This window comes from Shewanella sp. VB17 (assembly GCF_013248905.1).
Taxonomy (GTDB): Bacteria; Pseudomonadota; Gammaproteobacteria; order Enterobacterales; family Shewanellaceae; genus Shewanella.
On record NZ_JABRVS010000001.1, the window covers coordinates 3,232,314 to 3,257,557 of the forward strand.

Below are 25,244 nucleotides of genomic sequence, written 5' to 3' on the forward strand. Positions count from 1 at the left end.
CTGCTACGGGAATTTCAATGCTGATATTCCGGTGTTGATCAATTCCGAATTCAATAATCATTCGGTGGTGAATGCCTTGATACAATGTAAAAATCAATTCACCCGCTATCTTTTAGGCGAACTTAATTGACATAAAAAGTGTATTTTAATGAATTTACTTTCTTCTTCAGCACAAAGGAACCACATCATTTACTCGGGTCTGTTTATCTTTATGATTGTTTTTGCAAGGAATGGTTGAATTTTGATACAAAACAGAACTTGTACAGCCTCATTATTCTACACAAACAAGTAATAACGCAATAGAAAGGGTCAACAAACCTTGCCCTAGAGCGTAGACGGCTTTGTACTAAATCCATTAAGCCTGATCGCACGACGTCTTTTACTAAATCCATTGAGATTGAGTAACATTAAAGCTCGAAAGATAAGCAGACGCTAATAGCCATAAAAACACCACTGTCAAAAAACTCATCTCCACAACTATTAAGAATCAAAAAAACAACCTATATTGACATTTTATTAACAAGAGACTAAGTTACTGCACGCAAAATACAACAAAATAGACGATTAAGGAAGTGCATGAATATTTTACTGATCTCAACTGGATTTAATGGTATGACACAGCGCGTGCATCGTGAACTGGCATTAATGGATCATACTGTGTCAGTTGAGCTGGCAATTAGTCCGCAATTAATGCTCGATACGGTATCTTCCTTTGCCCCTGATTTGATCGTGTGCCCATTTTTGACCAAGCGTATACCGGATTCCATTTGGCAGAATTACCCATGTTTAATTGTTCATCCAGGTATTGAGGGTGACCGAGGTGCATCCTCTATCGATTGGGCGTTAACTAATCATTGCACCGAATGGGGCGTCACACTATTACAAGCTGCTGAAGAAATGGATGCTGGTGATATTTGGGCAACGCAAAATTTTCCACTGCGCCAAACGTCAAAAGCAAGCACATATCGCCGTGAGGTTACAGCGACTGCAGCTGCATTGGTAAAGCAAGCAGTCACCCAGTTTGAAAATCAAATGATTAAGCCTAGGGTGTTGGATTATTCCAATCCCAATGTGAAAGGTTATTTGAACCCAACCATGACTCAGAGCAAGCGTGAAGTTGATTGGGAACTTGATAGCACTGATTTAATTTTGAAAAAAATTAATGCTGCAGACAGTTGCCCCGGTGTGCTAACCGACATATTGGGCATTGAAGTCGCGCTATTTGGAGCAAGGCTAGCCACTGATTTGTGTACTGTTCCTTCAGCTGTAGCGGGATCGTTAATTGCGCAAAGTCACGGTGCAATTGCTATCGCAACAATTGATGGTGCCATCTGGGTGCGGCAATTGAAATTAAAAGCCCCAATAGGTGAACGTACGATGAAATTACCGGCGACTCTCGTGTTGGCTGATGCTTTAATAGTCCAAGAGCTTGATTTACCGCATTACAACCATTCAAATTCACAGGATGCTTGCTTTGATATCAATAATCACAGCAATGAAATTTCGATTGAAATTGTCAATGCCGTTGCTTACCTACATTTTGATTTCTATAATGGTGCGATGGATACCGAGCAGTGCCACCGCCTTCGCCACGCATTAAATTATGTTAAATTAAATGAGGATGTAAAAGTGATCGCCTTAATGGGCGGTGAAGATTTTTGGAGTAATGGCATACATTTGAAAACAATTGAACACGCTTCAAACCCTGCCGATGAATCTTGGGCGAATATTAATGCCATTAATGATATTATTAAAGAAATTATTGAAACCACAGATAAACTAACTGTAGCAGCTTTACGTACTAATGCAGGTGCAGGTGGCGCTATGATGGCATTGGCTTGCGATCATGTAGTAATACGCGACGGAGTCATATTAAACCCTCATTACCAATCGATGGGCTTGTACGGTTCTGAATATTGGACTTATTGTTTGCCGAGACGTATCGGTATTATGATGGCGGATAAATTAACCACTGAATGTATGCCTTTGTTGGCAGCTGAAGCCTTGAATCTATCTTTTGCCGATGAATTGTTCGAAGAAAACTGGGATCAATACGATAAAAATCTGCGCGCTTATTGCGAAGCTCTGGCTGTCTCCAATGATTACATCGACAATTTGTTAAGTAAGCGTACTCTGCGTGAGATTGACGAAATAATTAAGCCATTACAACAGTATCGTAATGAAGAACTAGCGAAAATGCATGCGTGTTTTTATGACAATAACAGTGAATATCATCAGGCACGCTATAATTTCGTTTATAAAATCCCTGTTGATGAAGCACCTGCATACATCGCTATTCACCGCAGCACTGCAGCCAAAGAAAAAAATACTGCTTGAAAACCTTCAGCATAGTTATCGGGATGAATGTCTCGATAACTATCGATGCTTGAATATGCTCAGGAAGAGGTCACTGAACTCAGACAATAAAGTTCGAAATGTTATGATAACCTAGTATCTCGATTATGACTGATTGTTGACTGTTAAGTGATGAATTAACTCCTCATTCGCTGCTCCATTTCTCAAAAAAAAATAATTATTATACTTATACTGTTCAAAATAATATTGTAACCATTTCACTTGTGTGCCTACTGCATCAACAATAACAATCGTTCTATCTTTAAATTTTTTAACTGTTATTACATTCTGCACCATATTCTTGAAAGATATATTTCTGAATTTTAAACTCTCAAGTGTGATATGACTCTCTTTTCTTTGCCTTTGCTCACGAATATCAACTAATATAACTTTACTGTCATCTTCGAGGATTTTAAGTAAATGTTGAAAGTCAATAAATTTAGCTTCGAGCCTGTCTTTAGAAATTAAGTCGTTAACATCCATAGGCGTTTCTTTCAATAATGTTGTCAAATCTGGATATTTTTTTGCCCAATCAAATATTCCAGCATCAAAGGAAAAGACATTATCAAATCCTAGTTTCATTGCAAGACGTACTGCTCTATAACTTTTTTTACAAGTATGACCATTACAATACATAACTAAAGGTTTTTTAGCATTTTTACTTCTATACTCCTCTAGATATTCATTAAACCCTAAATTAGACCAAGGAAGACAATGTGCTTTATTTATTTTGATAACATTACATTCTTGAACTGAGCGAACGTCTATAATTGTGACTAAATCATAGTTTTCTTTTAATTCCTCCAATCCTATAATTGGTACATCACTAAATGTCGAGCGAAAAGGGAAGCTATCATCACCAACGGAATAATTACAATGTAGGAACAGGAACATTAATATAACTAAAATCCTCATAAATCCCTCATTCAACAATATTTAGTGACTAACATGAAAATTCTATTCTTTACTCATAAATCTATAGCATAAATTAATCAATTTGGCTTCTGAATGAGTTTATTTTTGTAAGCTAAAATCATATTATATTTTCCTAGACATAGCTAAAGGCCTAAAACAGTTGTTTACACATCAAAATTAAGTGAACTTGAATATAAATTAGATTTTATTCGCCCATACAACCATCGACATCCTTGCCGTATCACCAACACTAACAGCATGTTCTAACCCAACAGGGATCGCCATCCAAACGCCCTGTTTTTCCTCTACCCGTTCACCCTTAATTAAAAACCGTGATGACCCATAACAATCCAATCGACAAATATAAGCAGTCGAATAACCGTATGCGTTATCAGCATGATTAATCACAAAGTCATCTTTCTCAAATAAATGCACTCTCGCTTCAACCACTTCATAGCCACTAAATAAAGAGCGTATCTCAGCTTCAAGTGTCGATGTCAATAACGAAAACCCTGAAAAATGGTGATGTTCATCGGCGATTATCGGCCTCATCGCGTTTAAGGCTTGAGCGATATACCAACCACACTCTGTTTGAGATAACTTGCTAATCGTTCCATCTGTGACACTATTACATTTTACATCATCACCTCTAGCCATATTCATTCCCTTCCAATCATTATAATTTAAGCCGTCATTCTCGCTGAGATTTTACCAGTAACGCTTATTATTTCTGTACTTAATTAAGCACTTAGGATAAAAATATTCATACTAAATAATAAAAGAGCATAGAAACATCCAATTTAGTCATAGCTTTACCAAGAAAATCATACAGCAGTTGTGTATTTAACAATTTGAGCACCACGAAAGAAACTAACAGTCAACCTAGTTAACCTGAACTAGGAATAACGAGCATCAGATATATTTCATTTAAAATCAACTCTTACCTGATTGTTTTTCACCCTCCTCTCTTGCTTGATGCCGAAATTTTGTCGATATCAAAGCGGAATTTCTAGTAACAACAGGCTATTACTAGAAAGCACAACGAAGATAGGAGTCAAAATAGCGACATTAAGCGGCGCTGCTTAACCTGAGCTCAGGTTAGTTTAATTAGCAGGTGACTTTTTTAATGCATCTGCCATAGATGGCACTATGGTCACAGGATCTAAGCGCATTTGATACCAGTTAATACGCCAATCCAAATGAGGGCCTGTCACTCGCCCTGTCGCCCCTACTTCGGCTATGGGTTGGCCTTGTTTAATCACATCACCCTCTTTGACATATAGCTTACTTAAATGCAAAAAACTCGAACTGACGCCATAACCATGATCCAAAATAATCGTGCCACCTGAATAAAACATATCAGCAACCGATAAACTTATCACACCATTAGCTGGAGCAACAACAGGAGTGCCGGTTTTAGCCGCGACATCGACACCGTAATGTGGGTTTCCAGGCGTACCATTATAGACTCGTTGACTGCCATACACACCTGATATTCTGCCAGTTAATGGCCAAATAAATGTTTGACTGAAAGCGGTTTGCTCTGAGAAGTGTGCTCGTGCTGCTTTAACTTGCTGACTGTCCTTTCTTGAACGTGTAATGTCCTTAGGATCTGGTGTCATGATTTTCTTACTGATCCCATTAACCTTATCAATCTTATATTCTTTAGGGCTTAGTATCAGTGGCATCACTTGAGTTAATCCATCGGGATAAACCAATTTAAGTTCTTGAGTTAATACAGCATCACGGGAAAAGCCAAAAGCCAAATATCCTTTAGGTGAAACCTTAATCGCGGCGCCATTTAGAAAAGCGCGAGTGCCCGACTCAACATGAGCACGGATTAAAGCGCCCTGCTCCATTTTTCCCATCAAGTCAATTTGAGCTGATGCTGTATTTGATACCAATAAGCTGACGGCGACGAAACTATGCAGTATGGACGAATAAATACGAGAAAATATCACGCGAGTCTCCAACAGAAAAATAGTATTTAGATTTGCGGGCCTTTCACTGATATAGCCCCTTTACCTACACCTTCATAAGCAATGACCTTAAATTGATCACCTGGTGATTTTTCTACTAAGGTGTTAGCCACAAACTCAGCCAACAACTCCACCGTGGTATCATGAGGGATAATGTCACAACAAGACTTTGGAATAGCTAACTGAAAATCGCCCTGAGGCGCTTGATAATGAAAAGCAAAATGTGTTTCATCACTGACTGTAGCCTGAGGTGAAAGTAACAGCTCGTCTAACTTAACCATATCTTCCTCAGATCCTAAATAGATATCTTTCCAACGCTTTGCCCAATACTCATCCCATTTAGGCGCAGCAATCCCATTTTCAAAAATATTAATCGGACTACGATGTCCATGAGCAATTCGCTGACAATTGCCATCATGTTTTTTTAATCCGTGGGAGTAATGATAAAAAGGAGTCTCGTGAATTTCATTCCTCAGTGTTAACGATAGCCCCTCTATATTATCCGGCAACACTGTGCTTAATGCAGTGTGTAAAAAAAGATTAACGCTTTCAAAGTCAATCATTTCACTTGGAATAAGTGCAAACGCTTGTTCAGGGCAAGCTAGATGTATACCACCTTGTAAACTTGTAAAGTCCACCCAAACAGTGTCGCTCTCTTGTTGCCAATGGGTTTTATTACAAACGGTAGGGATCAATAATCGATGATCGACCAAATTATCAATGGTGTCTTTGATGATGCGTTTCATTTTTGAAAAATCCAGCAGCATATTCTGCTCATCTAATCCTCCATCCAATAACACATCAACAATCCAGCTTTCTCCTACCATTCCACGGATCGGGCACAAGTAAGAAAAATCGATCACGGTCAGGTCTCTCACAAAAAGTTGCATCTTATCTCCTAGATAGAAAAACAGTCTATCGGCTAATACATCCAACCGGCAATGGCCGAAGGACTTAATGATGTTGAGGTGATAACCAAAAGTCATCACCTTTGAAGCACTAGTTTACATGGGATACTCCCATTTTTCGAGCCGTTTCATCAAGCACTGAATGATTGATGAAATAACCATCGAAATCCATCAAACTAATTATTGCCACCTTGCAAACGTCTATCTAACTGGTCTTTCAAATTTGCAGGGACACCTTTAATAATAATGGTATCAGAAACAGGATCATACATGACCCGCTCCCCAAGATGTGCACCATCAAAACTTAAGGTAACGCCTCCACCCGTGCCTGAAAATTTCTTTAACTGTCTTAAAGTCGGCTTATCACCGGGGAATTCATCTTCAAGACCATATTCACCACTGTGGGCAAAATCATAAAAAGAGTCCATGCCAGAATCTGCCAGCTCATCAGCAAGATCTTTAAGCTCTATATCACCACCAAGATCACAGCGCTCTGCACAATAGTCATATACTTTTTCACGGCATTGCTGACGTTCATTTTTAGTTAATTCATTGCTTGAAACAAAATCTTCAACTGCATTCATCAACTGTTTATTTTGTGCCTTGGTATTAGCCCCTTCAACACACCCCATAAAATCAAGAAAAAAATCAGCGACTTTACGTCCTGCACGACCACGAATAAATGATATATATTTACGAGAGTCGCTGTCAGCTTGCCATTCAGTCAAATCAATACGAGCCGCTAACTGCACATCTTTAAGATCTAAATGGGTATTTTGTGACAGCTCCATATCATCAAGCACTGTCATCGATGACTTGGCATTCAATAAAGAAACATACAAGTAATCACTAGTCATATGGGTGTAACATGATAACAGCAGGAATCCTCCCTGACTGAAATCATATTTAGACAATTCCTCTTGCAGTAATTTACCTGCTAAGCCTGAAAACTCAACGAATCCGAGCTCACCATTGCGATATGCCGTTAGTGCCTGTTCAAACTTAGGATCAGCCTCACCATCTTCGCCGTGTGTTCCAAAGTGACCAAAACCTTTACCAGCTTTGGTGGTATAAGTTTGGTGTAGCTCTTCAAGCATGGCTTCTACTGCCTCACTATTTAACAAAGGCTGCGGGCGTAATCGACAACTCAGTTGACCTTCACGATCCTGAGAAATGGCATGGATAATAGCTTGCTCAACGTTAATACTCATAGGCCTCAATATTGATAATTAATGTAAGAAACAACGATATGCTCGTTGCCAATAATAAGAGAAGCATAGGATAGTAAAATTTAGCTTAAATGGTAACAAATATATTGCTCAAATTGCGATAACGCACTAAATCGAAGAAGCTGAAGATTTATGGCCACGAACTCTTGTCACCATTGCCTTTTTATAACTCATTACGCGAAAATCAGACATTTTAACTGTGCAAGGATATCGTGATCTGATCAAATTTCAGTTATGCTATACAGTCATATTAAGTTTACAGTGACACTTTTTAATTATGGCTATCCAATCAAAGTATTCCAATACACAAGTTGAATCAATTATCGCCGAACTCAGTGCAGTGCTCGATAAACATCAAGCTCCGACCGATTTAAGACTCATGGTGCTAGGAAACTGTGTCACCGACCTTTTGGCACGTAAAGTGCCTGCAGAGGCAAGAGCGGGTGTTGTTGAGCAATTTTCAAAAGCACTTGCCCAATCAGTGAAAGGGTAATATCTTCATTTTAGATGCAAGCAAGATGCATAAACGGATAAATAGAGCCCTTAGCTAATCAATAAGCGGAGCAACATGGTCGAGCGTAAAACACAAATGAGCCGCGATCGCGTATCGCGCTTAATAAGTTGGGGGCATTGGTTTGCCTTTTTCAATGGCTTTCTTGCCATGATTGTCGGATTTCGTTATCTAGATACTGTTGGCTACCCAGAATCTTGGATTGGCTGGGGTTACTTGGCCATGAGTACCATTGGTCATTTTAGCTTTTTGTCTTTTATTGTTTATCTAGTACTTATTTTTCCTGTCACCTTGCTCCTACCTTACTCTAAAATATTACGTGGATATGCAGCATCCATTGCAACGTTAAGTCTGTGTATTTTACTGTATGACACCATCATTTATAATGACTATGGTCTCCATTTAAGTCCATTTGTATTCAATTTAGCATGGGCAGATCTTAATGCGTTACTGCACGGTACTTCCTATATAGTGACGCCATTATGTATCATAGCGATCGAGCTCACAGTAGCTAATTTTCTGTGGAAGCGCATCGATAACATTCATAAGATACAATGTGGCAACAAAGTCGTGGCTTTCATTGGACTTTGTTTTGTTAGCAGCCATCTTATTCATATCTGGGCAGATGCTGCGTCAGTCAAAGACATTACCCGCTTGGATGATGCTTACCCCTTATCTTACCCTGCAACCGCACGTTCATTTATGGAAAGTCACGGTATAGAGAGTATTGATAGTACATCTAATTTGAATAATAAAAACAAAAGTAACATCCGTTATCCTATTACACCATTACAATGCATCAGTGAAAATAAACCCAACATCCTCTTAATTACTATCGATAGCTTAAGAGCTGACATGGTCGATGACCTGACTATGCCATTTCTTCACCAATATGCTAGTGAAAATCAAGATTTTCAACAACACTTAAGTGGTGGAACTCAACTGTCCAATGGGATGTTCTCTATCATGTATGGCTTGCAAGGAAGCTACATTAATGATGCCACTTTAGCTGACACTCCTCCGGTACTTACTCAGATACTGAAACAACAAGAGTATCAAGCAGCTCTGTTTGCAACCGACGATATCGCCATCAAACCCAATGCTATCTTTAAAGGGCTAGAACATCACATATCACATGTTGAGGATAGCCATGCATTAGCAGATATCGCCTCTATTGAAAAGTTCAAACAGTGGAGCACTGGTCATCAAACACCTTGGTTTAGCCTGATCAATTTACGTTCACCAGAAAGTTATGATACTCCCATTGGCTTTTTAGGGGTAGAAACCGTTCCGCCCAAAAAATCATTGAAGTCTGCTCAAAAGGTATTATTCAGACAATATCGTCAATCATTAAATTTCATTGATAAAACGCTTGCTACACTGTTACAAAATTTACCAGAGAACACCTTGATTATCATCACAGGTGTCAGTGGTAAAGTGTTTACCAGTAACCCAAACGAAGTTCGCAGTAACATGTCACCGGCCAATGTGCATGTCCCCCTTATCATTCATTGGCCTGGCAGCGTTCCAGCAAAAGAAATTCAATATCGCACCAGTCATTATGGTATTGCTCCAACGTTACTCAGCCAAGTACTTGGATGTACTAATGCGACAACTGATTACAGTGTAGGTAGAAGTTTATTGCAACCCAATAGTAAATCCTGGGTCTATGTTGGCGATAATCTTATCTTTGGGATCTATCAAGATGCTGAAATAACCATTATCGACCGACATGGGCAGTATCGTATTTACGATGAAAATTATGAACGTCGACTCACTAAAAAATTAAGTGCACCTGAACTCATTGAAGTCATGCGTGAAGGTCGACGACTATACAATCACTAAGTAAAGGATTATTGCACTACCAAGATCGCCACCAAGAGGCGGTTAAATAAGCTTAATGTGAATATTAAGCAATAAAAGCTGATAAAATAAGCAATTAAACAAACAGAATGACTAATCACTTGCGTAAACTACAGTGAATTGCTAAAGTCCTGCCTCATCTTACTGGCCTTATTTAGTAAGATTAAAATCGGGATATGGCCTAGTCCGGTAAGGCGCTTGTCTGGGGGACAAGAGATCGCAGGTTCAAATCCTGCTATCCCGACCAAACATAGAAAAGCCGCTAATCGAAAGATTAGCGGCTTTTTAGTATAAAAATAACCCGTCACACATTGTTGCTTATGATTAATCAGCAGCAGAAAGCATAAGATAATGGATCACTCACAACACACCTTTTGTCGAAGCTCTCATTCTTAACGGTAAGCATCTATAATGAGTATAATAGATAAAAACAATACTCCTAATATGCACAAAATAAACCTGCAACACGTAAAGTTATCTGTCATATTTGGCCTAATAGGTTTACTGGTAAACCTTTATCCCATACAACTCTTTGCTAACAGCCAATTAATATTAGGGAATATTTTTTTTGTCATTACTGCTATATTATTAGGTCCTTGGTTTGCTCTGCTATGTGCAATTATATCTTCAATCGGGTTAATGATTGCTTGGGCAAGCCCACATATTTTACTATTATTTAGTTTAGAAGCTATTTGGCTTGGCTACGCCAGAAAAAAAGACATATATTCACTGTACGCTGACATAAGTTATTGGTTTTTTTTAGGCATGCCACTGTTTTACTTGTATTCGACTCACCTTTCAGATCTCCCAACCAGTCACATCTTTTTTATTACATTAAAGCAGGGGATTAATGGACTTATCTATGTCTCTCTAGCTTCATTAGCTGTCATTATTTTTTCTGGGTTATGGCATCTAGAAGGTAAAATAAAAGATAAAAAAAGACGGACTTTCAACGCTCAATTAACCTACAACTTTATCCTAGTGCTAACCCTTTCGTTACTCTGTTCAGCGTTGGTTTTCAACCATCAAATAATGTTACAACAACAAACCAATCTTAATCAAAAATTACACAACTCGGCTATCCATTTAGGTCACGCAACAGAAGCGTTTATCGATACTCACAAAAAAGCCATCGCTACAGCCTCTCGTTGGCTAAGCCTGTCGTCACGAGATCTTCAAGGGATGCAATCGAAATTAATAAAATTACATCACAGCTATACTGATTTTGGCAGCATGATAGTCACAGATGCTGAAGCTAGGGTTATTGCTGCAGCGCCCATTACAATACTCAACTTAGACAAACTCAACAGTAAGAGCTTAACCGTCAAAAACCCTCATTATTTCCAACAAGCATTCAATAAACAAGAAACATACGTTTCTCCTCCTTTCAGGGGAAAAGGAGACTTAGGTGCCCCTACTGTGTCAATAAGTGCGCCTATTTACCATAAAGAAGGCGCAGAAGAACCTGTAGGGGTCATCGAAGGCTTTATAAACTTAGCCAGTTTTGTCAATATAGAGAGAGCTGATCAAACAGATAATCTACAATCTATGATCATCATGGACGACAATAATCGTATTATCTACGCATCGGACAAGTTAACACTACCTGCACTTTCAATATTCAAATCAGTAAAAAAAGGCCAAGGTTACAATACCAGCTTACATTTATTCAACCTTTATGATTTTGAAAACTCAACTCCTGAATTTGTCTATAGTCGGTACCAGTTAAATAATGGTTGGAAGTTGTATATTGTGGCACCATTTTCTCCATTACTAAGGCTATTGGAAACACAATACCTCACCACTCTTACTGCCTTATTGTTTTCTTTACTCATCACTATTATTGTCGCTCAAGTGATCAGCATGAGATTAACTCATCCCTTAAACATAATTTCCAATAAATTTGCCGGCAAAGGCACGAGTAATGTCGACTCATATCATATCGATGAAGAATCACCTCAAGAGTTTTTAACATTATATCAGAGTATTAAAATGAGTAAGCAAGAACTTATTCGCTATCAATTAGCACTAGAAGAAAAAGTAGCAACTCGTACATTTGCGCTAGAAAAAGCCAATAAAAAGTTACAACTTTTAGCAGAGCATGATGATTTAACTAATTTATATAATCGCCGTAGTGCGGAAATAAAATTTAACACTACGCATCATTTATGCCTAAGAAGTGGTGAAATGATGGTTGTAGCGATTATCGATATTGATCATTTTAAAACGATCAATGATACCTTCGGTCATCTTGCAGGTGATGAGTGTTTACGCGCTATCGCAAATAATATGAAACTCTTTTTTAAGCGTGATAGTGATGTCATTGCCAGATACGGTGGAGAAGAGTTTCTGATCATCCTTCCAATGGCACAGCTCGAAAAAATTGAACAACATTTAAATAAATTCAGGGTACAAATAAAAAAAGGGATCATGCTCTCAACACAAGAAAAAACTGAAATAATAATGACTGTCAGCATTGGCGCTGTCGTCGCTAATCCAAATTACAGTAAATCATTACAAGAGTGGTTTAAACAAGCAGATAAAAACTTATATCAAGCAAAAAATCAAGGACGAGATAACGTCGTTGTTAGCCATCTTGCGTAAATTGTCATTAACTTTCGCACTTAAACAAGATAAGCTCATTATCATAGGGGCAAATCAATTAATCAACAAGGAAGTTAACACTAGTTTATGGCATATCCTTGCCGGTGCTGTTGTAGTAAAGCAACTTTCGATGGACCTCAACAACATTTCTTTTATGACTGTCGATAACGACCCAACACTGCATTACAGCAGCATGTCGATACTCAAAACACCTTACTTAGATCACCGACAGTATTCCAACCAATTAATAGCAAACACCCGTCAGTTAATTTCGAGACATTAAAAAGGCGCTTAACACGCCTAAAATAAATCTACTTCCTAGTCATAAATTGTCGGTATGGCATCTCGTTTATGCTGTGTCGCTTTATAGATCCCAATCAGCTTATCATCGACATAAGAGTCTACTGATTTGCCCTCTAAAAAATCATCAATCTGATCATAGGTCAAACCTAATGCGATTTCATCCTCAAGCTGAGGCTTATCCTCTTCAAGATCTGCTGTAGGAGCCTTATTCACCAGCACTAGAGGGGCACCTAAATGGGATGCTAGTTGACGAATTTGACGTTTATTTAAACCAAATAACGGTGCCAGATCACAAGCACCATCACCCCACTTAGTATAAAAGCCGGTAATATTTTCAGCACTATGATCTGTTCCCACAACGAGACCACCGGTTAGCCCTGCAATCTCGTACTGAGCAATCATACGCATTCTGGCTTTAGCATTGCCTTTCACAAAATCACGCTTTGAACTATCTAATATGTGTATATCACTCGCATCAAGTCCATTTAGGACATCGCTGTGGATCCCATTCACCCCATCATGAATATTCACTGTCACTAATTTTGATGGATTAATGAACTTACAAGCTAACTGGGCCTCATCTTCATCTTTCTGAATATGATAAGGCAGACGAACAGCAAGAAACTGGTAGTGCGTCGAACTTGTATCTTGATTAAGCTCATCAACTGCCAATTGGCATAATTTACCAGCAAGAGATGAGTCGACACCACCACTTATCCCAAGTACTAATGTGTGTGTGCTGGACTCTTTTAACTTTAGTTTTATAAATGCAACCCGTCTTTCAACTTCATAATCAGCCTCTATCGCTGGCTGAACTTTCATTTCACGTAATATCTGTCCTTTCACAAGCTGTGCTCCAAAATTAGTCTCATTTGCATCGCTAGTTATTATGAGCTAAGCATAAATGAATACCAATAAAATACTTACACATCACGTAATTTGAAACGCGATAACATCAACTGTAACTGCTCAGCTTGTTGAGATAACTGTACCGCCGCTGCTGCACTTTGTTGAGCTGTTTCATTATTTTGCTGCGTCACACCATCTATTTCAACTACGCCTTGATTGATGGTTTCTGCGCCTATTGCTTGTTCGTTGCTTGCCGTCGCTATTTCAGCAACAAGGGCTGAGGTTTGACTGACCGTCTCGAAAATATTTCTTAAACTTTCAGCAGTTTCATTGGCAATCGCACTGCCATTTTCAGTTTTCACAACAGAGCCTGCGATTAACTTAGATGTTTCTTCCGCCGCACTCGTGCTCCTCGCCGCTAAATTACGCACCTCATCCGCAACCACTGCGAACCCTCGACCTTGCTCCCCGGCACGAGCAGCCTCAATAGCGGCATTCAAGGCAAGTAAGTTGGTTTGAGCTGCAATTTCATCAATAATACTAATAAATCCTGAAATACTTTTACTTGCCTCTGACATTTCAGACATAGCCACGATCATACCTGCCATTTTCTCAATCCCTTCTTGAGCTGCAGTCTGCGCTTGACTGGCAAATTCACTCGCCTGATTCGCATTTTGTGCATTGGTATTAATTTGTGTGCTTAACTCATTGAGAGAGCTGGCGATATTATCTAGACTAGCTGATTGTTTAGAGGCACCATCTGACAGTGATGCGCTACTGGACGACACGTTGGCACTGCCTTGAGATATTTCATCGCTGGCTGTTTGAGTCTGAGTCAATACATCATTTAAGTTATCAGTCATGGTTCTCAATGCAATACCTAAAGAATCACAATCTGACGCCAACTCAACATTTTGATCTAAATCACCCTTAGCAATACGTTCTGCCAAACTCACTTTGGTATGTAACGATGCCATCATGCGCTTCATTTCAGCAAAGATACCTTTATCGACGCCATTTTTTTGTAGATCCATGGATAAGTCACCTTCTGCCACTTTCTTAGCAATACTGGCAATATAAACTGGTTCATCGCCAAGCAGATCCATAATGTGCCTTGTCAGCCAAAGTGCAATTGCAATCCCAATAATAATGGCGCATAACGTACCAAAAACGGCGACGTTAATGACCAACGCCTCTGTCGTTGCTAACGACTCCATACGTGCTTCCATTAGCACATGCTCTCTTCCTTTCAAGGTTTTGATCTGACCTCTGAACTTATCAAAGTAGATATTTCCTTTGGCTTGCACAATAAAATCAGAGATATCATCCATGGTTTTGGAATCACCTATCTGATGCCTTAATTCAATTTGCTTTTCAACAACCTTGCTAATCCAATCATCAATGGTCACCCGACTCTCTTGTAGCAACGTAACTTGAGCAGGATTATCCGACACCTTACTAGATAGCTCATCGATTAATTGATAGAAGTGCGTTTTCCCCTTGTTATAAGGTATTAAAAATCTCTCTTGCCCTGCAAGTAAATACCCTCTCATTCCCGTTTCCATATCAATAGCAGAGAGAAGAAGTGATTGAGCCATCGAGATAGCCTGATATGTGTGCTCTACCCACTGGGTTGATTTCCTCAGCTCCTCAATGTCATAAGTTCTACTTGCTTTTGCTTGTCGCGAAACCATCAAGGTGTTTTCACGTTCAATAAATGTGGCTAACTGCTCTCTAAACTTATCTAAATACTGCTCACCTTTAGCTTGCTGAACTTCTACAGCAATATCGTTCATGCTTTTGGAATCACCAACCTCACCTCGCAATACAAGGGCTGGTTCAGCGACATTTTTTTGCCAGTCGCTGAGTGTCGCCGAGACATCATTAAGTAAGGCCACTTGTGCTGTATTAATCGAAAGCTTGTCTCGAAGCTCATTGACGAGTTTATCAAAAGCTTGACTACCATTATTGTACGGGGCTAAAAAACTCTCTTCCCCGGCCAATAAATACCCTCGCATGCCGGTTTCCATATCAACCGCTGCAGCTTCAACTTTTGAGGCCTTGCTCAATACATCATGTGTAAAACTAACCCATGATGTATTGCTAGAAAGTGACTTAACACTGACAAAGACGACGAGTGTGATAACAAGCATCATGCCTAATATCAGTCCATATCCTAATAACAATTTTGTTCTAAAACTCATCTTGCCAAGCATGTTACTATCCATCTTCTACCTCTGTCATTCATTAGAAACCACATCCTTCTCAGACTAGTGGTTAACTTTTCACTCATGAATTATACAAACTCAAAACAAATAATCTTCTATATTAGGATTTAAGTATTGACGTAAAAAATGGCTATAGGGGAATTTATTTATAACTTTTTAAACTAAAAAAATTTAATTTTATATCAAAAAGTAGTATTTAGTTCACCGATAAATGTACTTTTTGGCCACTAAAAACAGAACCCATAGTGGAAAAATATTGGCACCGTTGCAATTTTTTACTCGCTCACATCACGCAGTCATTGCTATGATTAATACAGAATAAAGATGGCAAAAGATAAAATAATGAAACATGAAAACATGGAGTATTGGCGTAATCCTGCAATCAATGATGTGGTACTATGCAAAGCAGATATTTCCAAATTCGAATTTCAACAGCACGTTCATTTGGATTATCATATTGGTGTGGTTTCTCAAGGATGCCAACAGTATAGCCATAAAGGCATAAGTTACCAATTATCTCCGGGGTCTATTTCGACATTAAACCCAGACGAAGTGCATAATGGTCACAGTGTCGACCCTCTTGGTTACCAAGCGCATATTATGTCCATCCCTTACGAGTATCTTGTTCAAATCAGCCAAGAATTAAACCATAAAGAAATTTTTTTTAGCACTCCACTTGTTGAAGACTTTCAACTACAACAAGCATTTTTACAGCTACACCAAATGCTCACGACACCACAAGAAAGCAGCTTGCTGATTGAAACCAATTTAATGGCTTTTATCACAGAGCTTTTTTTAAGGCACGGTCATATGACACCACAAAAAAAACATACAAATAACGGCCTATCTCAGCTGCAAGTTAACTATATACGGGAACTCTTTCATGATGACCTTAGCCAAGCCTTTCAACTTGAGGACTTAGCAAGATCACTGGAGTTAAGTAAATTCCAATTTTTAAGAAAATTTAAACAGTCCGTGGGTATGACTCCCCATGCTTACCTGAAACGGATCCGATTAGAATATGCAAAAAAAGCATTAATTAAAGGTGAAAGTACCATTGAGATCGCCCATAACGTGGGGTTTTTCGATCAAAGTCATTTCAACAAAGCATTTAAAAGTGCCTATTTAATCACCCCAGCGTATTTTCAACAACGCGTCCTTTAGTTAAAATACACGTTGTTTTGCAATTTTATCCTATTCCTTATTGCCACAGCCCATCAAAATATCCTTAGCTTCTAACACTCTTATCTAAGGATATACACATGGATCTTCATCTACTTTTTTCACTCGTTATTATTCACAGTGCCGCACTAGCCAGTCCTGGGCCAGACTTTGCGTTAGTGCTCAAAATGGCCAGCCAAGAGAGCCGCCGCACAGCCCTTGCTGCAGCGTTGGGAATTTCAATGGCTATTTTGCTGCATACTTTATTAAGTCTTACTGGGGTCAGTCTCATCATTAAAAGTTCAGCAACCTTATTTTTAATTGTCCAGCTAATCGGAGCGAGTTACTTAGCTTGGATAGGCGCTAACGCATTAAAGGGGGCTATAGCACAATGGAAAACAAGCTTTAATGACACTAAAGTTGAGTGTGGTTATCTTCGATTAACCCCCATACAAGGCTTCAAACAAGGGTTTTACACTAACTTACTCAACCCAAAGGCAATGGTTTTTTTTATTGTCTTGTTTTCCGCTATGATAACACCAGATGTCAGTGTATTAACTAAAATATCTGCAACGTTAATCTTACTTTTACTGTCGATTTTATGGTTCTGTATTATCGCCCTAGTGCTTTCTAAGCCTGAGATACAACAAAAGATGAGCAAAGCCACTCCGATAATAAATCTACTAACAGGTCTTCTTTTTCTCACCATAGCACTGTTCATCATTTATGGTATTATGTGAACTAAATTTGACATGGATTTAACTTAATAAACTGTAAATAAAGTCATGTCCCATGGTCTTTCTGCTGATGGACCTTTATTCAAACGAGACATTTATTAAAACAAAACATTCATTCAGCTTACTATTCCTTTACAAAGCAATTTTCCCTGAATATTGTTTGCCAATAAATATCGACTCATTATGTCGATGGTAATATTAAGTAAACCGGTTACCCCCATTAAAAGTAAAGCTGAGCTGTAGCGGATCTCAACAAAGCAACTATCAATATAAAATCCTAAAGTAGCGACACCTAACATCCCAAAAATAGCAGTTTCTCTTAATATGACTTCAAAACGATAAAAAAGTAATCCCATCAAATTAGGGTATATTTGGGGTAAAATATCATAGCAATACCCATCAACGCGGCCATTATAGACCGAAGATGTCGTGAGCGTATCTGACTGCTTTAAACAAAGAAAAGCAATAAGCGCTCCATTATGCAATGCTAACGCTAACATCGCTGGTAACATGGAAGGACCGAGTAACATCATAAAAATAAAAGCAAAAATATATTCTGGGATTGATCTTAATATAAGTAAGAACAACTGCATTAAATGCGAAAACACCCCTGTCATTAATAGCTTACATGTCAGAAATAAGGCTACAAAGTGCGACATAGCCAGTGCCGTTAATGCCAAAAGCAAAGTAATTATCACGCCTGGAAAGGCTTGTTCAAATAATATATTTTGGCCCCATTTAATCACACCCACAAAGTGAAGGGGAGTAAATGACTCTAGATTTGGGAGTGCTGGTGGTAAAATATCCTGACTAATAAAACGCCACAATAGCATGCCATCGATAGAGGGAATACTCGGTAAGGTGAGCAAAGATAAAATCAAATAAATAACGATTAAGCGTGGCCGACACCAAAATGAAATAGTGCCTATTAGCGCAATAAACAGCATCAATAACGCAGATCCTTCATGGTAATTGCCCTGCCTAAATGCCGTCTCTAAATAGAAACCTAATGTCGGCATACCAATGAACCCCAACACAGCACTGCTTCTTAATGCACATTCAAAACGATACCTGACATAGGCCAATATGGGCGTCAGGGCATGGCTTATCCGCGCATAACAATACTCGCTAATTTTATCCGTATTAGCAGGTAAAATTTGTCTTGTGACTGTGGGTGACTGCAATAAGATGTCATGAAACACTCGAGCAAAAGTCGCACCATATGGCAGTGCAATGGCAAGGATCCCCGTAATAGGAGATAAGCCAAATACTTGCAAAAATAACATCGCCCAAAAAATCTCATGGATTGAACGGATCATGGCACATAAAACGGCAATGAAGGGATGAGCATATATCAGCGCTAAGGGAGCACCACAAAACAAGCCAACAATGATCCCCAACAAAGCAAAACTGACCGTTTGCCATAGTGCTTCAAACAAATATTCAGTGGCAAAAAAATCAGGACTCATTAACCCAAGTCCTATACGCTGAAACTCACTCCAAGGATCGAGTGAAATAATTTCAGTGTCACAGAAATAGAAACAAACACAAGCAATAGTCCATAAAGCCAAGGTAACTCTTTGCCAATAACCTATAAAAAGTAATGGCCTAAGCATTTCTATGCTGAAATAATGATTTTCCAGAGTAAAAACAGTCAACCAACTCTTTACTCATGTCACCTTGAGTGACGTCAAGGCATAATTCCCCTTCACGTAAGCCGATAATACGATCAAAATGCGCCAATGCATCGGATTTATCGTGCAGTACCATAATGGCAGTCGAATGACGTGTTAACACCATTTTTAACAAATTGTCAGCCATCAATGGATCTAACGCAGAAAATGGTTCATCACCAATAAAAATTGTCTTTTTTTGGTATAGGGCTCGTGCTAAAGCCACCCTTTGCCTTTGTCCACCAGAAAGTTCAGCCACTCTTTGATGCATAGAGACATCTAACGATAATTCCCGGCACAGAGCTTCTACCTCCATCAGCGGCGTCTTAAAAGGCAAGATTAAGTTAATCACATTATAGAGCCAATGATGTCGTGAAAGCCCTCCCATATACACATTATGATAGGCACTTAACCCTTCAACTAATCCCTGCTTTTGAGAACAATAGGCGGCATTATCTTCAACTAAGGAGTATAGGTGGAAGAGTAAAGTTGATTTACCTGCACCAGAAGAGCCTATGATAGCCAGTTTTTCACCGTGTTTTACTGACAAAGAAAGCTGACGAATAGCCAGCTTATCCGCATACTTAAGTGTAATATTATTAAGACTAATCAATAAGTCCTACCGCTTTAGCTACATTCTCAATCGGTTCATAATCAAGATTATCGGCAGGGACAAAAGACCTTCTAGGAAAGCTAGCAAGGAGCGCAGGATCATCCATACCCAGTAATGCTTCAGTCAAACGTTGCTTAAAGTTTTTACCAAAAATGTCATTAACGCCTTCTCGAACCGTCCACTGGTAATCTGGATAAGTCGGACTTCGCCATATCACGCTAACTTTATTCAAATCAACACGTCCCTTCTCAACAGCCGTTTCCCAAACTTTATAATTGACTGCACCGACTTGATAAGCACCAGACTGCACTTGTATAATAGTTCGACTGTGATCGCCTGAAAAACCAATCCGCTTAAATACATCTTTGGCTTTTTTACCTAGATTTCTTTCAATAAAGAACTCAGGCATCAAACGACCAGATGTAGAGCCTTTAGCACCGAAGGTAAAGGTCAGACCATTTAAATTAGGGAAACTGTCAGATGGAAAAATCTGTGCTGACTCATGGGCAATAAAATAACTTTGAAAAAATTGATCTTCATCACCCTGGGCTATTGCCTCAGAGCCTGGTACTAAACGACGTGCTTGAACCCCTGATAATCCTCCAAACCACGCCAATTGAACTTGATTGTTTCTAAATGCAGTTACTGCGGCAGAATAAGATTTAACAGGAATATATTTCACTTCCACGCCCAATTCTGTTTCTAAATAGGTGGCCACCTTTTCAAAACGTGTACGAAGCTGACTCTCATTTTCATCAGGAATGGCAGTAAAAGTAAAAACAGCAGCAAAGGCACTGGAGGTTATTATGCTTAAGACAACAAACAGCCCCATTTTAAACAATCCCATTAGATGTTTCTCATTGGTAACGAATTTGCGGCATTTTAACGAATCTAACGTTACATAACTAGCAGTTTCTCTGATAAAACCACATCTAATAGCGTTTATATCATATCAGTTCAATACACAAGTCAGCTCTGGTTAAGATAACTTCACGTAAAATAATTGATTAGATCAATATACACACTGTTGGCACATCGCAGAGTATGTAGGTAAACTGTACAAAAGAACAATAAAGGCATAACAACATGAGAATTTTGGTTGTTGAAGATGATCCAATCCTTTCCCATCATCTCAAAGTACAATTAAGCGATTTAGGTAATCAAGTTCAAGTGGCATTAACAGCCAAAGAAGGGTTTTATCAAGCCACTAATTATCCTATTGACGTGGCTATTATCGATCTAGGTTTACCGGATCAAGATGGTATAAGCCTCATCCAAAGTTTACGTGATAACGGTTTAAAAGCCCCTGTGTTGATTTTAACAGCAAGGGTAAATTGGCAAGATAAAGTAGAAGGTTTAAATGCTGGAGCAGATGACTATTTAGTCAAGCCATTTCAAAAAGAAGAACTCGTCGCTCGACTCGATGCCCTAGTGAGACGCAGCGCAGGCTTCGTCAAGCCAGTTATCACCAGCGGACCGCTGCATTTAGATCTTGCTGCAAAACAAGTAAGCATGCACGAAGAGCTCATGGAGGTCACTGCTTTTGAGTATCTGATCCTCGAATATTTGATGCGACATTGCCACGAAGTCGTCGCTAAACAACGGTTATTGGATGTCGTTTATGCAGATAAAGAAGGTGATCCTAACACCATAGAAGTGATGGTTTCACGATTAAGAAAGAAACTAACTAAGGGAGGTCTCGACAATCCTATTGCCACGATACGCGGCCAAGGCTATAAATTTAACTTGCCATGCAGCTAAAATTTAGGCCTAGAAAACGTCTGCTCACTCGGATGTTTCTCACTTCATTATCAATTATTGCCTTGGTAGGTTTTGGCCTCGCTTGGATGATCAACATTTTACATGCTCAAAATAGCTACAACAAAGAGACAGCACAACTCATCGCTGAGATCCCCAAAGTAGCAGCCGAGCTTAGAGAACATGATTTGATCCCTGAAACCAGTGAATGGCTTGATGAGAATAACACCCCTAAACGCTATGTTATTGCCAGTTGTGACGATACATTTAGGCAAGTATGGACCTCATCCTTAGCAGTCGATAAAGGGCTATTTGATACCTGCGAACGATTTAATGAGATCCGTAATGACTCCCCACCTTACTATCTCAGCTTAGCGGATAAGAAAGGTTACTTTATTTATCTTTTAGCCGTTGAAATTGCCGGTAACAAGTACAATTTATTGGTAATGAAGGATGCTGAAAACCTTGAAGCAGAAATGGATAAATTTAGTCGTCGAACCTATATAAGATTAGCCATGGTATTAGCATTAGCATTTGTGTTACTTATCAGTGCAGGTTACTGGGGGATGCGGCCTTTAGTACGAATGAGATCCGAACTAGAAAGCGTAAACAACGGAAAATCAAGAAGCTTATCTCAAGATTACCCAATAGAACTTGAAGGTGTAACGCAAGCACTGAACCAATTATTACGTCAATCAAGCGCACAGCAAGATCGATATCAAAATGCGATGAATGATTTAGCCCATAGCCTTAAAACCAGACTCGCTGCTGTTCACGCCATAACAGATGATGCCAGTTTAGATAAAACCAGCGCCAGTGAAAAAATCATGGAACAAGTGAGCCAAATGGATCTTTTGGTGAAATACCAACTAAAACGCGCCATGTTAGGTCGTAAAGGATTAAAACAAGAACATACGTTAGTTGCACCTCTTGTCAATCAATTATCACAGATGTTGTTTAAAGTTTATCGTGATAAGCAAGTCATTTTTGAAGCATATATTCCCATCGAACATGTGTTCCCAGGCGACAAGGGCGATCTAATGGAACTTTGCGGAAATTTAATGGAAAATGCTTTTAAACTCTGTATTAGCCAAGTAAGAGTCAGTGCCAGCTATAATGACCACGGAGAGTTTGTATTGACTGTTGAAGATGATGGTCAAGGCGTTGATGATAGCATAAAACAAAAAATCATCCAGCGTGGTGTCAGAGCTGATACCCACAAACCAGGACAAGGAATAGGGCTGGCAGTATGCCATGAAATTGTCACCAGCTATGGTGGTAAACTTGAAATTGAAGATTCACAGCTCGAAGGAGCAAAATTTATTATTACTATCCCTTTATAACAGGTAATAAGGCTAATCCTGAACCACTAGCCTCATTACCAATCCCTTCCAAGCACATCCTCAAATGCATCAATGTCACGTTTCATTTTTAGCCACTAGCGAAAATGGTTCAAAATACCCTAAGAAATAAAATAGAAACTCATTTCATCGGGGAATTGAATCTACATAAACGTCAATAACACCCATAACAGAGAATTTTTGATGATATAAACATCGCTGTGTCGATATAGAGCGTAAACATTTATATCCTAATATTAGGATATTTGACTTTACCAAGACTATAGCCAACCTTTCCTTTTAAAGAAAAAGTAAGTCCCAGCCGCACTAGCTATCATCATCACAATGGCCATAGGATAACCAAAACGCCATGCTAATTCTGGCATATTAACAAAGTTCATCCCATAGGCACTGGCAATCACCGTTGGGGGAAGAAAAATAACCGCAGCAACAGAGAATATTTTAATGATTTTATTCTGCTGTAATCCACTGAATCCCATCGCCGCATCTAACAAAAAATTTAACTTGTCAAAAATAAACTGACTGTGTGGCATTAACGACTCAATATCAGATAACATTTCACGCAGATCTTTCAGGTTCTCCTCGGTTAACTGCCCACGATAATAGCGTTGCATGTAACGTAATGAGCGTTGAGTATCCAAAAGGCTAAGTCGAATTTTACCATTTGAATCTTCTTGTAAAGTGATCAACTTAAATACTTTATCAAGCTTATCATTGTCAAAAACTTGCTCACTAACACCATCGACTACTGAATAGATATCCTCAATAAGATCAGATAAATAGTCAACTTTAAGATTGAAAAGTTCCAGAAACAATCCTTGTGGGGTACTCACCTCAATACGCCCTAATCGAAGGTAGTTACGTAACAAGCGGATCAAACCAACGTCATCCTCTCTCATCGTTAAGAGAAAATCTTTGCGTAGGTTAAAAGAAACGTTAACGCCACGTATATCTTGGCCCAGTCTCAGAGGAAATAAGGAATTTATGTGCAAGCCATCATTGTTTTGATAAAAACGTGCAGACGCTTCAATTTCATTAATATCCTCTTCATCAGGCACTTCTTCAACAGAGTATTTACTGAGCCATTCTCTTTCTTCATCGCTTGGCTTAAAAAGATCTAACCAAAGTGTCCCTTGAGGTACACCATCTTTAATATTTAATTCATTAATTGCTAATTTTCTATCAGTATAAACATACGCTGTTATCATCGTGACTCCTGAACAAACACTTCCCGTACACATTCTTAGCAAAGCGCAAGCTAAAATAACGGCATTTTACCTGATAAACAAATATTGAGAAGAGCTAAACGGCAACATTTTGAGATTGATTTTACGATCATGGTGCATAAGCCATCTAAAAATGATGCGGTATTTCTCCAACAAAAGTGCTATAAAGGCCTATAAATAAAAAAACATATGTTTACACTAGGATCGTTTGATGAAAAAAGCCCTACTGCTCACCAGCCTATCAGGTTTAATATCCTTTATTTTTACCGCACCAACATTAGCAAATATCAGCTTAACATTGCCAGAATCCGCTGAGATTCTTGTGGTAAATGGGGAAAAAACAACTTCAAAAAAAATAATTGAACTTGAAAACGGACGCCATCAGATAGTCTTTAAGTACCACACCACATACAGAGATCAGGGACAAATCAATCGATTTAATTCAGCAGCTATCATCATCAGCTTCACAGCAACAGATGCAGATTATCACTTATCTTTACCTACCTTAAAATCCAACAGTCAAGCTCGACACTTTAACCAATCACCCGATGTTTCCATCGAAGATAAACAAGGTCATCAACTTGAAAGTCAAATCGACACCCTAAACAAAGAAGGGATCCAGCTGGGACGTGATTATGATAATGAGATTCTCGCTTACAATAAAACAGATGGCCATGCAGCCATTAAAGCATTAGCACCTATCAATGTCGTCCCCTCTATTACTGCAAATTCAACACAAGCAGAAAAAGAAGCCATTTTGCAAACAACACCCGCTTTACAAGATCAGAAAAGTATCAGTGAAATGCTCGATTTCTGGTACAGTCAAGCAGATGAAGAGACCAAAAAAGCTTTTAAATTAAAAATTGAACATCAATCTATCTAAACAGTAATCAATAATGGTGTTGAAAATCATAAAACTAACACCATTAAACATATATAATTAAGACATATTATTCTTCACTTAGCTCACT

The 25,244-nt window shown here is 38.8% G+C and carries 21 protein-coding genes and 1 tRNA gene; 11 read left to right on the plus strand and 11 right to left on the minus strand.

What is annotated here, in order from left to right; translation table 11 throughout:
- Positions 1-576 precede the first annotated feature (576 nt).
- On the plus strand, positions 577-2,337 hold the full coding sequence (locus HQQ94_RS13890) for an enoyl-CoA hydratase-related protein (protein ID WP_173294976.1): 1,761 nt from the start codon (positions 577-579) through the stop codon (positions 2,335-2,337).
- Between the two features lie 123 nt (positions 2,338-2,460).
- Here the strand turns inward: HQQ94_RS13890 and HQQ94_RS13895 are convergent, their stop codons facing one another.
- From HQQ94_RS13895 to yejK, 5 genes are all read right to left on the minus strand, one after another.
- Positions 2,461-3,270, minus strand: a complete 810-nt coding sequence (locus HQQ94_RS13895; RefSeq protein ID WP_173294977.1) for a rhodanese-like domain-containing protein — start codon at positions 3,268-3,270, stop codon at positions 2,461-2,463.
- 198 nt (positions 3,271-3,468) lie between these two features.
- Positions 3,469-3,927: a hypothetical protein gene (locus HQQ94_RS13900; protein WP_173294978.1), complete on the minus strand. Its 459-nt coding sequence runs from the start codon at positions 3,925-3,927 to the stop codon at positions 3,469-3,471.
- A 446-nt stretch (positions 3,928-4,373) separates the two neighbouring features.
- Positions 4,374-5,204 carry a M23 family metallopeptidase gene (locus HQQ94_RS13905; protein WP_375335720.1) on the minus strand — a complete coding sequence of 277 codons (831 nt, stop codon included), beginning with the start codon at positions 5,202-5,204 and terminating at the stop codon, positions 4,374-4,376.
- A gap of 53 nt (positions 5,205-5,257) precedes the next feature.
- Entirely contained in the window at positions 5,258-6,139 is an 882-nt protein-coding gene (locus HQQ94_RS13910) for a 6-carboxytetrahydropterin synthase (RefSeq protein WP_173294979.1), read from the minus strand.
- Between the two features lie 194 nt (positions 6,140-6,333).
- Positions 6,334-7,368, minus strand: a complete 1,035-nt coding sequence (gene yejK, locus HQQ94_RS13915) for a nucleoid-associated protein YejK (protein ID WP_173294980.1) — start codon at positions 7,366-7,368, stop codon at positions 6,334-6,336.
- Between the two features lie 295 nt (positions 7,369-7,663).
- Here yejK and HQQ94_RS13920 point away from each other — a divergent pair, with 295 nt between their 5' ends.
- The 5 genes from HQQ94_RS13920 to HQQ94_RS13940 all read left to right on the plus strand — a co-directional run bounded on the left by HQQ94_RS13920 (position 7,664) and on the right by HQQ94_RS13940 (position 12,647).
- The gene (locus HQQ94_RS13920) at positions 7,664-7,879 is read left to right on the plus strand and encodes a YejL family protein (protein WP_173294981.1); all 216 of its coding nucleotides are present in this window, start codon (positions 7,664-7,666) and stop codon (positions 7,877-7,879) included.
- Positions 7,880-7,954: 75 nt separating this feature from the next.
- Positions 7,955-9,742, plus strand: a complete 1,788-nt coding sequence (locus HQQ94_RS13925) for a DUF3413 domain-containing protein (RefSeq protein WP_173294982.1) — start codon at positions 7,955-7,957, stop codon at positions 9,740-9,742.
- Between the two features lie 188 nt (positions 9,743-9,930).
- Positions 9,931-10,007 (plus strand) — tRNA-Pro (locus HQQ94_RS13930).
- Positions 10,008-10,171: 164 nt separating this feature from the next.
- Entirely contained in the window at positions 10,172-12,364 is a 2,193-nt protein-coding gene (locus tag HQQ94_RS13935; RefSeq protein ID WP_254304062.1) for a diguanylate cyclase, read from the plus strand.
- The gene (locus HQQ94_RS13940; protein ID WP_173294983.1) at positions 12,345-12,647 is read left to right on the plus strand and encodes a DUF6942 family protein; all 303 of its coding nucleotides are present in this window, start codon (positions 12,345-12,347) and stop codon (positions 12,645-12,647) included. The genes HQQ94_RS13935 and HQQ94_RS13940 overlap by 20 nt, the downstream gene beginning before the upstream one ends.
- Before the next feature lie 35 nt (positions 12,648-12,682).
- Here the strand turns inward: HQQ94_RS13940 and nadE are convergent, their stop codons facing one another.
- The gene (gene nadE / locus HQQ94_RS13945) at positions 12,683-13,513 is read right to left on the minus strand and encodes an ammonia-dependent NAD(+) synthetase (protein WP_173294984.1); all 831 of its coding nucleotides are present in this window, start codon (positions 13,511-13,513) and stop codon (positions 12,683-12,685) included.
- A 77-nt stretch (positions 13,514-13,590) separates the two neighbouring features.
- On the minus strand, positions 13,591-15,744 hold the full coding sequence (locus tag HQQ94_RS13950; RefSeq protein WP_254304063.1) for a CHASE3 domain-containing protein: 2,154 nt from the start codon (positions 15,742-15,744) through the stop codon (positions 13,591-13,593).
- Between the two features lie 342 nt (positions 15,745-16,086).
- Between HQQ94_RS13950 and HQQ94_RS13955 the strand changes: the two genes are divergently transcribed.
- On the plus strand, positions 16,087-16,908 hold the full coding sequence (locus tag HQQ94_RS13955; RefSeq protein ID WP_254304064.1) for an AraC family transcriptional regulator: 822 nt from the start codon (positions 16,087-16,089) through the stop codon (positions 16,906-16,908).
- A 98-nt stretch (positions 16,909-17,006) separates the two neighbouring features.
- Positions 17,007-17,645 carry a LysE family translocator gene (locus tag HQQ94_RS13960; protein WP_173294986.1) on the plus strand — a complete coding sequence of 213 codons (639 nt, stop codon included), beginning with the start codon at positions 17,007-17,009 and terminating at the stop codon, positions 17,643-17,645.
- 113 nt (positions 17,646-17,758) lie between these two features.
- Here the strand turns inward: HQQ94_RS13960 and HQQ94_RS13965 are convergent, their stop codons facing one another.
- From HQQ94_RS13965 to HQQ94_RS13975, 3 genes are read right to left on the minus strand one after another with little or no spacing between them, the layout of a single operon-like run.
- Positions 17,759-19,258, minus strand: a complete 1,500-nt coding sequence (locus HQQ94_RS13965) for an ABC transporter permease (RefSeq protein ID WP_173296652.1) — start codon at positions 19,256-19,258, stop codon at positions 17,759-17,761.
- Positions 19,251-19,928 carry an ATP-binding cassette domain-containing protein gene (locus HQQ94_RS13970; protein ID WP_173294987.1) on the minus strand — a complete coding sequence of 226 codons (678 nt, stop codon included), beginning with the start codon at positions 19,926-19,928 and terminating at the stop codon, positions 19,251-19,253. Before HQQ94_RS13970 ends, HQQ94_RS13965 begins: the two co-directional genes overlap by 8 nt.
- A complete protein-coding gene (locus tag HQQ94_RS13975) occupies positions 19,921-20,775 on the minus strand; it encodes a putative selenate ABC transporter substrate-binding protein (protein ID WP_173294988.1) in 855 nt (284 codons plus the stop codon). Before HQQ94_RS13975 ends, HQQ94_RS13970 begins: the two co-directional genes overlap by 8 nt.
- A 239-nt stretch (positions 20,776-21,014) precedes the next feature.
- Here HQQ94_RS13975 and HQQ94_RS13980 point away from each other — a divergent pair, with 239 nt between their 5' ends.
- Both HQQ94_RS13980 and HQQ94_RS13985 read left to right on the plus strand, forming a co-directional pair.
- Positions 21,015-21,689 carry a response regulator gene (locus HQQ94_RS13980; RefSeq protein WP_173294989.1) on the plus strand — a complete coding sequence of 225 codons (675 nt, stop codon included), beginning with the start codon at positions 21,015-21,017 and terminating at the stop codon, positions 21,687-21,689.
- Positions 21,680-23,029: an ATP-binding protein gene (locus HQQ94_RS13985; protein WP_173294990.1), complete on the plus strand. Its 1,350-nt coding sequence runs from the start codon at positions 21,680-21,682 to the stop codon at positions 23,027-23,029. The genes HQQ94_RS13980 and HQQ94_RS13985 overlap by 10 nt, the downstream gene beginning before the upstream one ends.
- 278 nt (positions 23,030-23,307) lie before the next feature.
- Here the strand turns inward: HQQ94_RS13985 and corA are convergent, their stop codons facing one another.
- Positions 23,308-24,255, minus strand: a complete 948-nt coding sequence (gene corA, locus HQQ94_RS13990; RefSeq protein ID WP_173294991.1) for a magnesium/cobalt transporter CorA — start codon at positions 24,253-24,255, stop codon at positions 23,308-23,310.
- Positions 24,256-24,484: 229 nt separating this feature from the next.
- Here corA and HQQ94_RS13995 point away from each other — a divergent pair, with 229 nt between their 5' ends.
- A complete protein-coding gene (locus tag HQQ94_RS13995) occupies positions 24,485-25,156 on the plus strand; it encodes a DUF2057 domain-containing protein (protein WP_173294992.1) in 672 nt (223 codons plus the stop codon).
- Positions 25,157-25,244 lie beyond the last annotated feature (88 nt).

Excerpts from the sequence above, each read along its gene's own strand:
- HQQ94_RS13890 (WP_173294976.1), top strand. The coding sequence starts at position 577 with ATGAATATTTTACTGATCTCAACTGGATTTAATGGTATGACACAGCGC.
- HQQ94_RS13895 (WP_173294977.1), bottom strand. The coding sequence starts at position 3,270 with ATGAGGATTTTAGTTATATTAATGTTCCTGTTCCTACATTGTAATTAT.
- HQQ94_RS13900 (WP_173294978.1), bottom strand. The coding sequence starts at position 3,927 with ATGGCTAGAGGTGATGATGTAAAATGTAATAGTGTCACAGATGGAACG.
- HQQ94_RS13910 (WP_173294979.1), bottom strand. The coding sequence starts at position 6,139 with ATGCAACTTTTTGTGAGAGACCTGACCGTGATCGATTTTTCTTACTTG.
- yejK (WP_173294980.1), bottom strand. The coding sequence starts at position 7,368 with ATGAGTATTAACGTTGAGCAAGCTATTATCCATGCCATTTCTCAGGAT.
- HQQ94_RS13920 (WP_173294981.1), top strand. The coding sequence starts at position 7,664 with ATGGCTATCCAATCAAAGTATTCCAATACACAAGTTGAATCAATTATC.
- HQQ94_RS13925 (WP_173294982.1), top strand. The coding sequence starts at position 7,955 with ATGGTCGAGCGTAAAACACAAATGAGCCGCGATCGCGTATCGCGCTTA.
- HQQ94_RS13935 (WP_254304062.1), top strand. The coding sequence starts at position 10,172 with ATGAGTATAATAGATAAAAACAATACTCCTAATATGCACAAAATAAAC.
- HQQ94_RS13950 (WP_254304063.1), bottom strand. The coding sequence starts at position 15,744 with ATGGATAGTAACATGCTTGGCAAGATGAGTTTTAGAACAAAATTGTTA.
- HQQ94_RS13955 (WP_254304064.1), top strand. The coding sequence starts at position 16,087 with ATGAAACATGAAAACATGGAGTATTGGCGTAATCCTGCAATCAATGAT.
- HQQ94_RS13960 (WP_173294986.1), top strand. The coding sequence starts at position 17,007 with ATGGATCTTCATCTACTTTTTTCACTCGTTATTATTCACAGTGCCGCA.
- HQQ94_RS13965 (WP_173296652.1), bottom strand. The coding sequence starts at position 19,258 with ATGCTTAGGCCATTACTTTTTATAGGTTATTGGCAAAGAGTTACCTTG.
- HQQ94_RS13975 (WP_173294988.1), bottom strand. The coding sequence starts at position 20,775 with ATGGGATTGTTTAAAATGGGGCTGTTTGTTGTCTTAAGCATAATAACC.
- HQQ94_RS13980 (WP_173294989.1), top strand. The coding sequence starts at position 21,015 with ATGAGAATTTTGGTTGTTGAAGATGATCCAATCCTTTCCCATCATCTC.
- HQQ94_RS13985 (WP_173294990.1), top strand. The coding sequence starts at position 21,680 with ATGCAGCTAAAATTTAGGCCTAGAAAACGTCTGCTCACTCGGATGTTT.
- corA (WP_173294991.1), bottom strand. The coding sequence starts at position 24,255 with ATGATAACAGCGTATGTTTATACTGATAGAAAATTAGCAATTAATGAA.
- HQQ94_RS13995 (WP_173294992.1), top strand. The coding sequence starts at position 24,485 with ATGAAAAAAGCCCTACTGCTCACCAGCCTATCAGGTTTAATATCCTTT.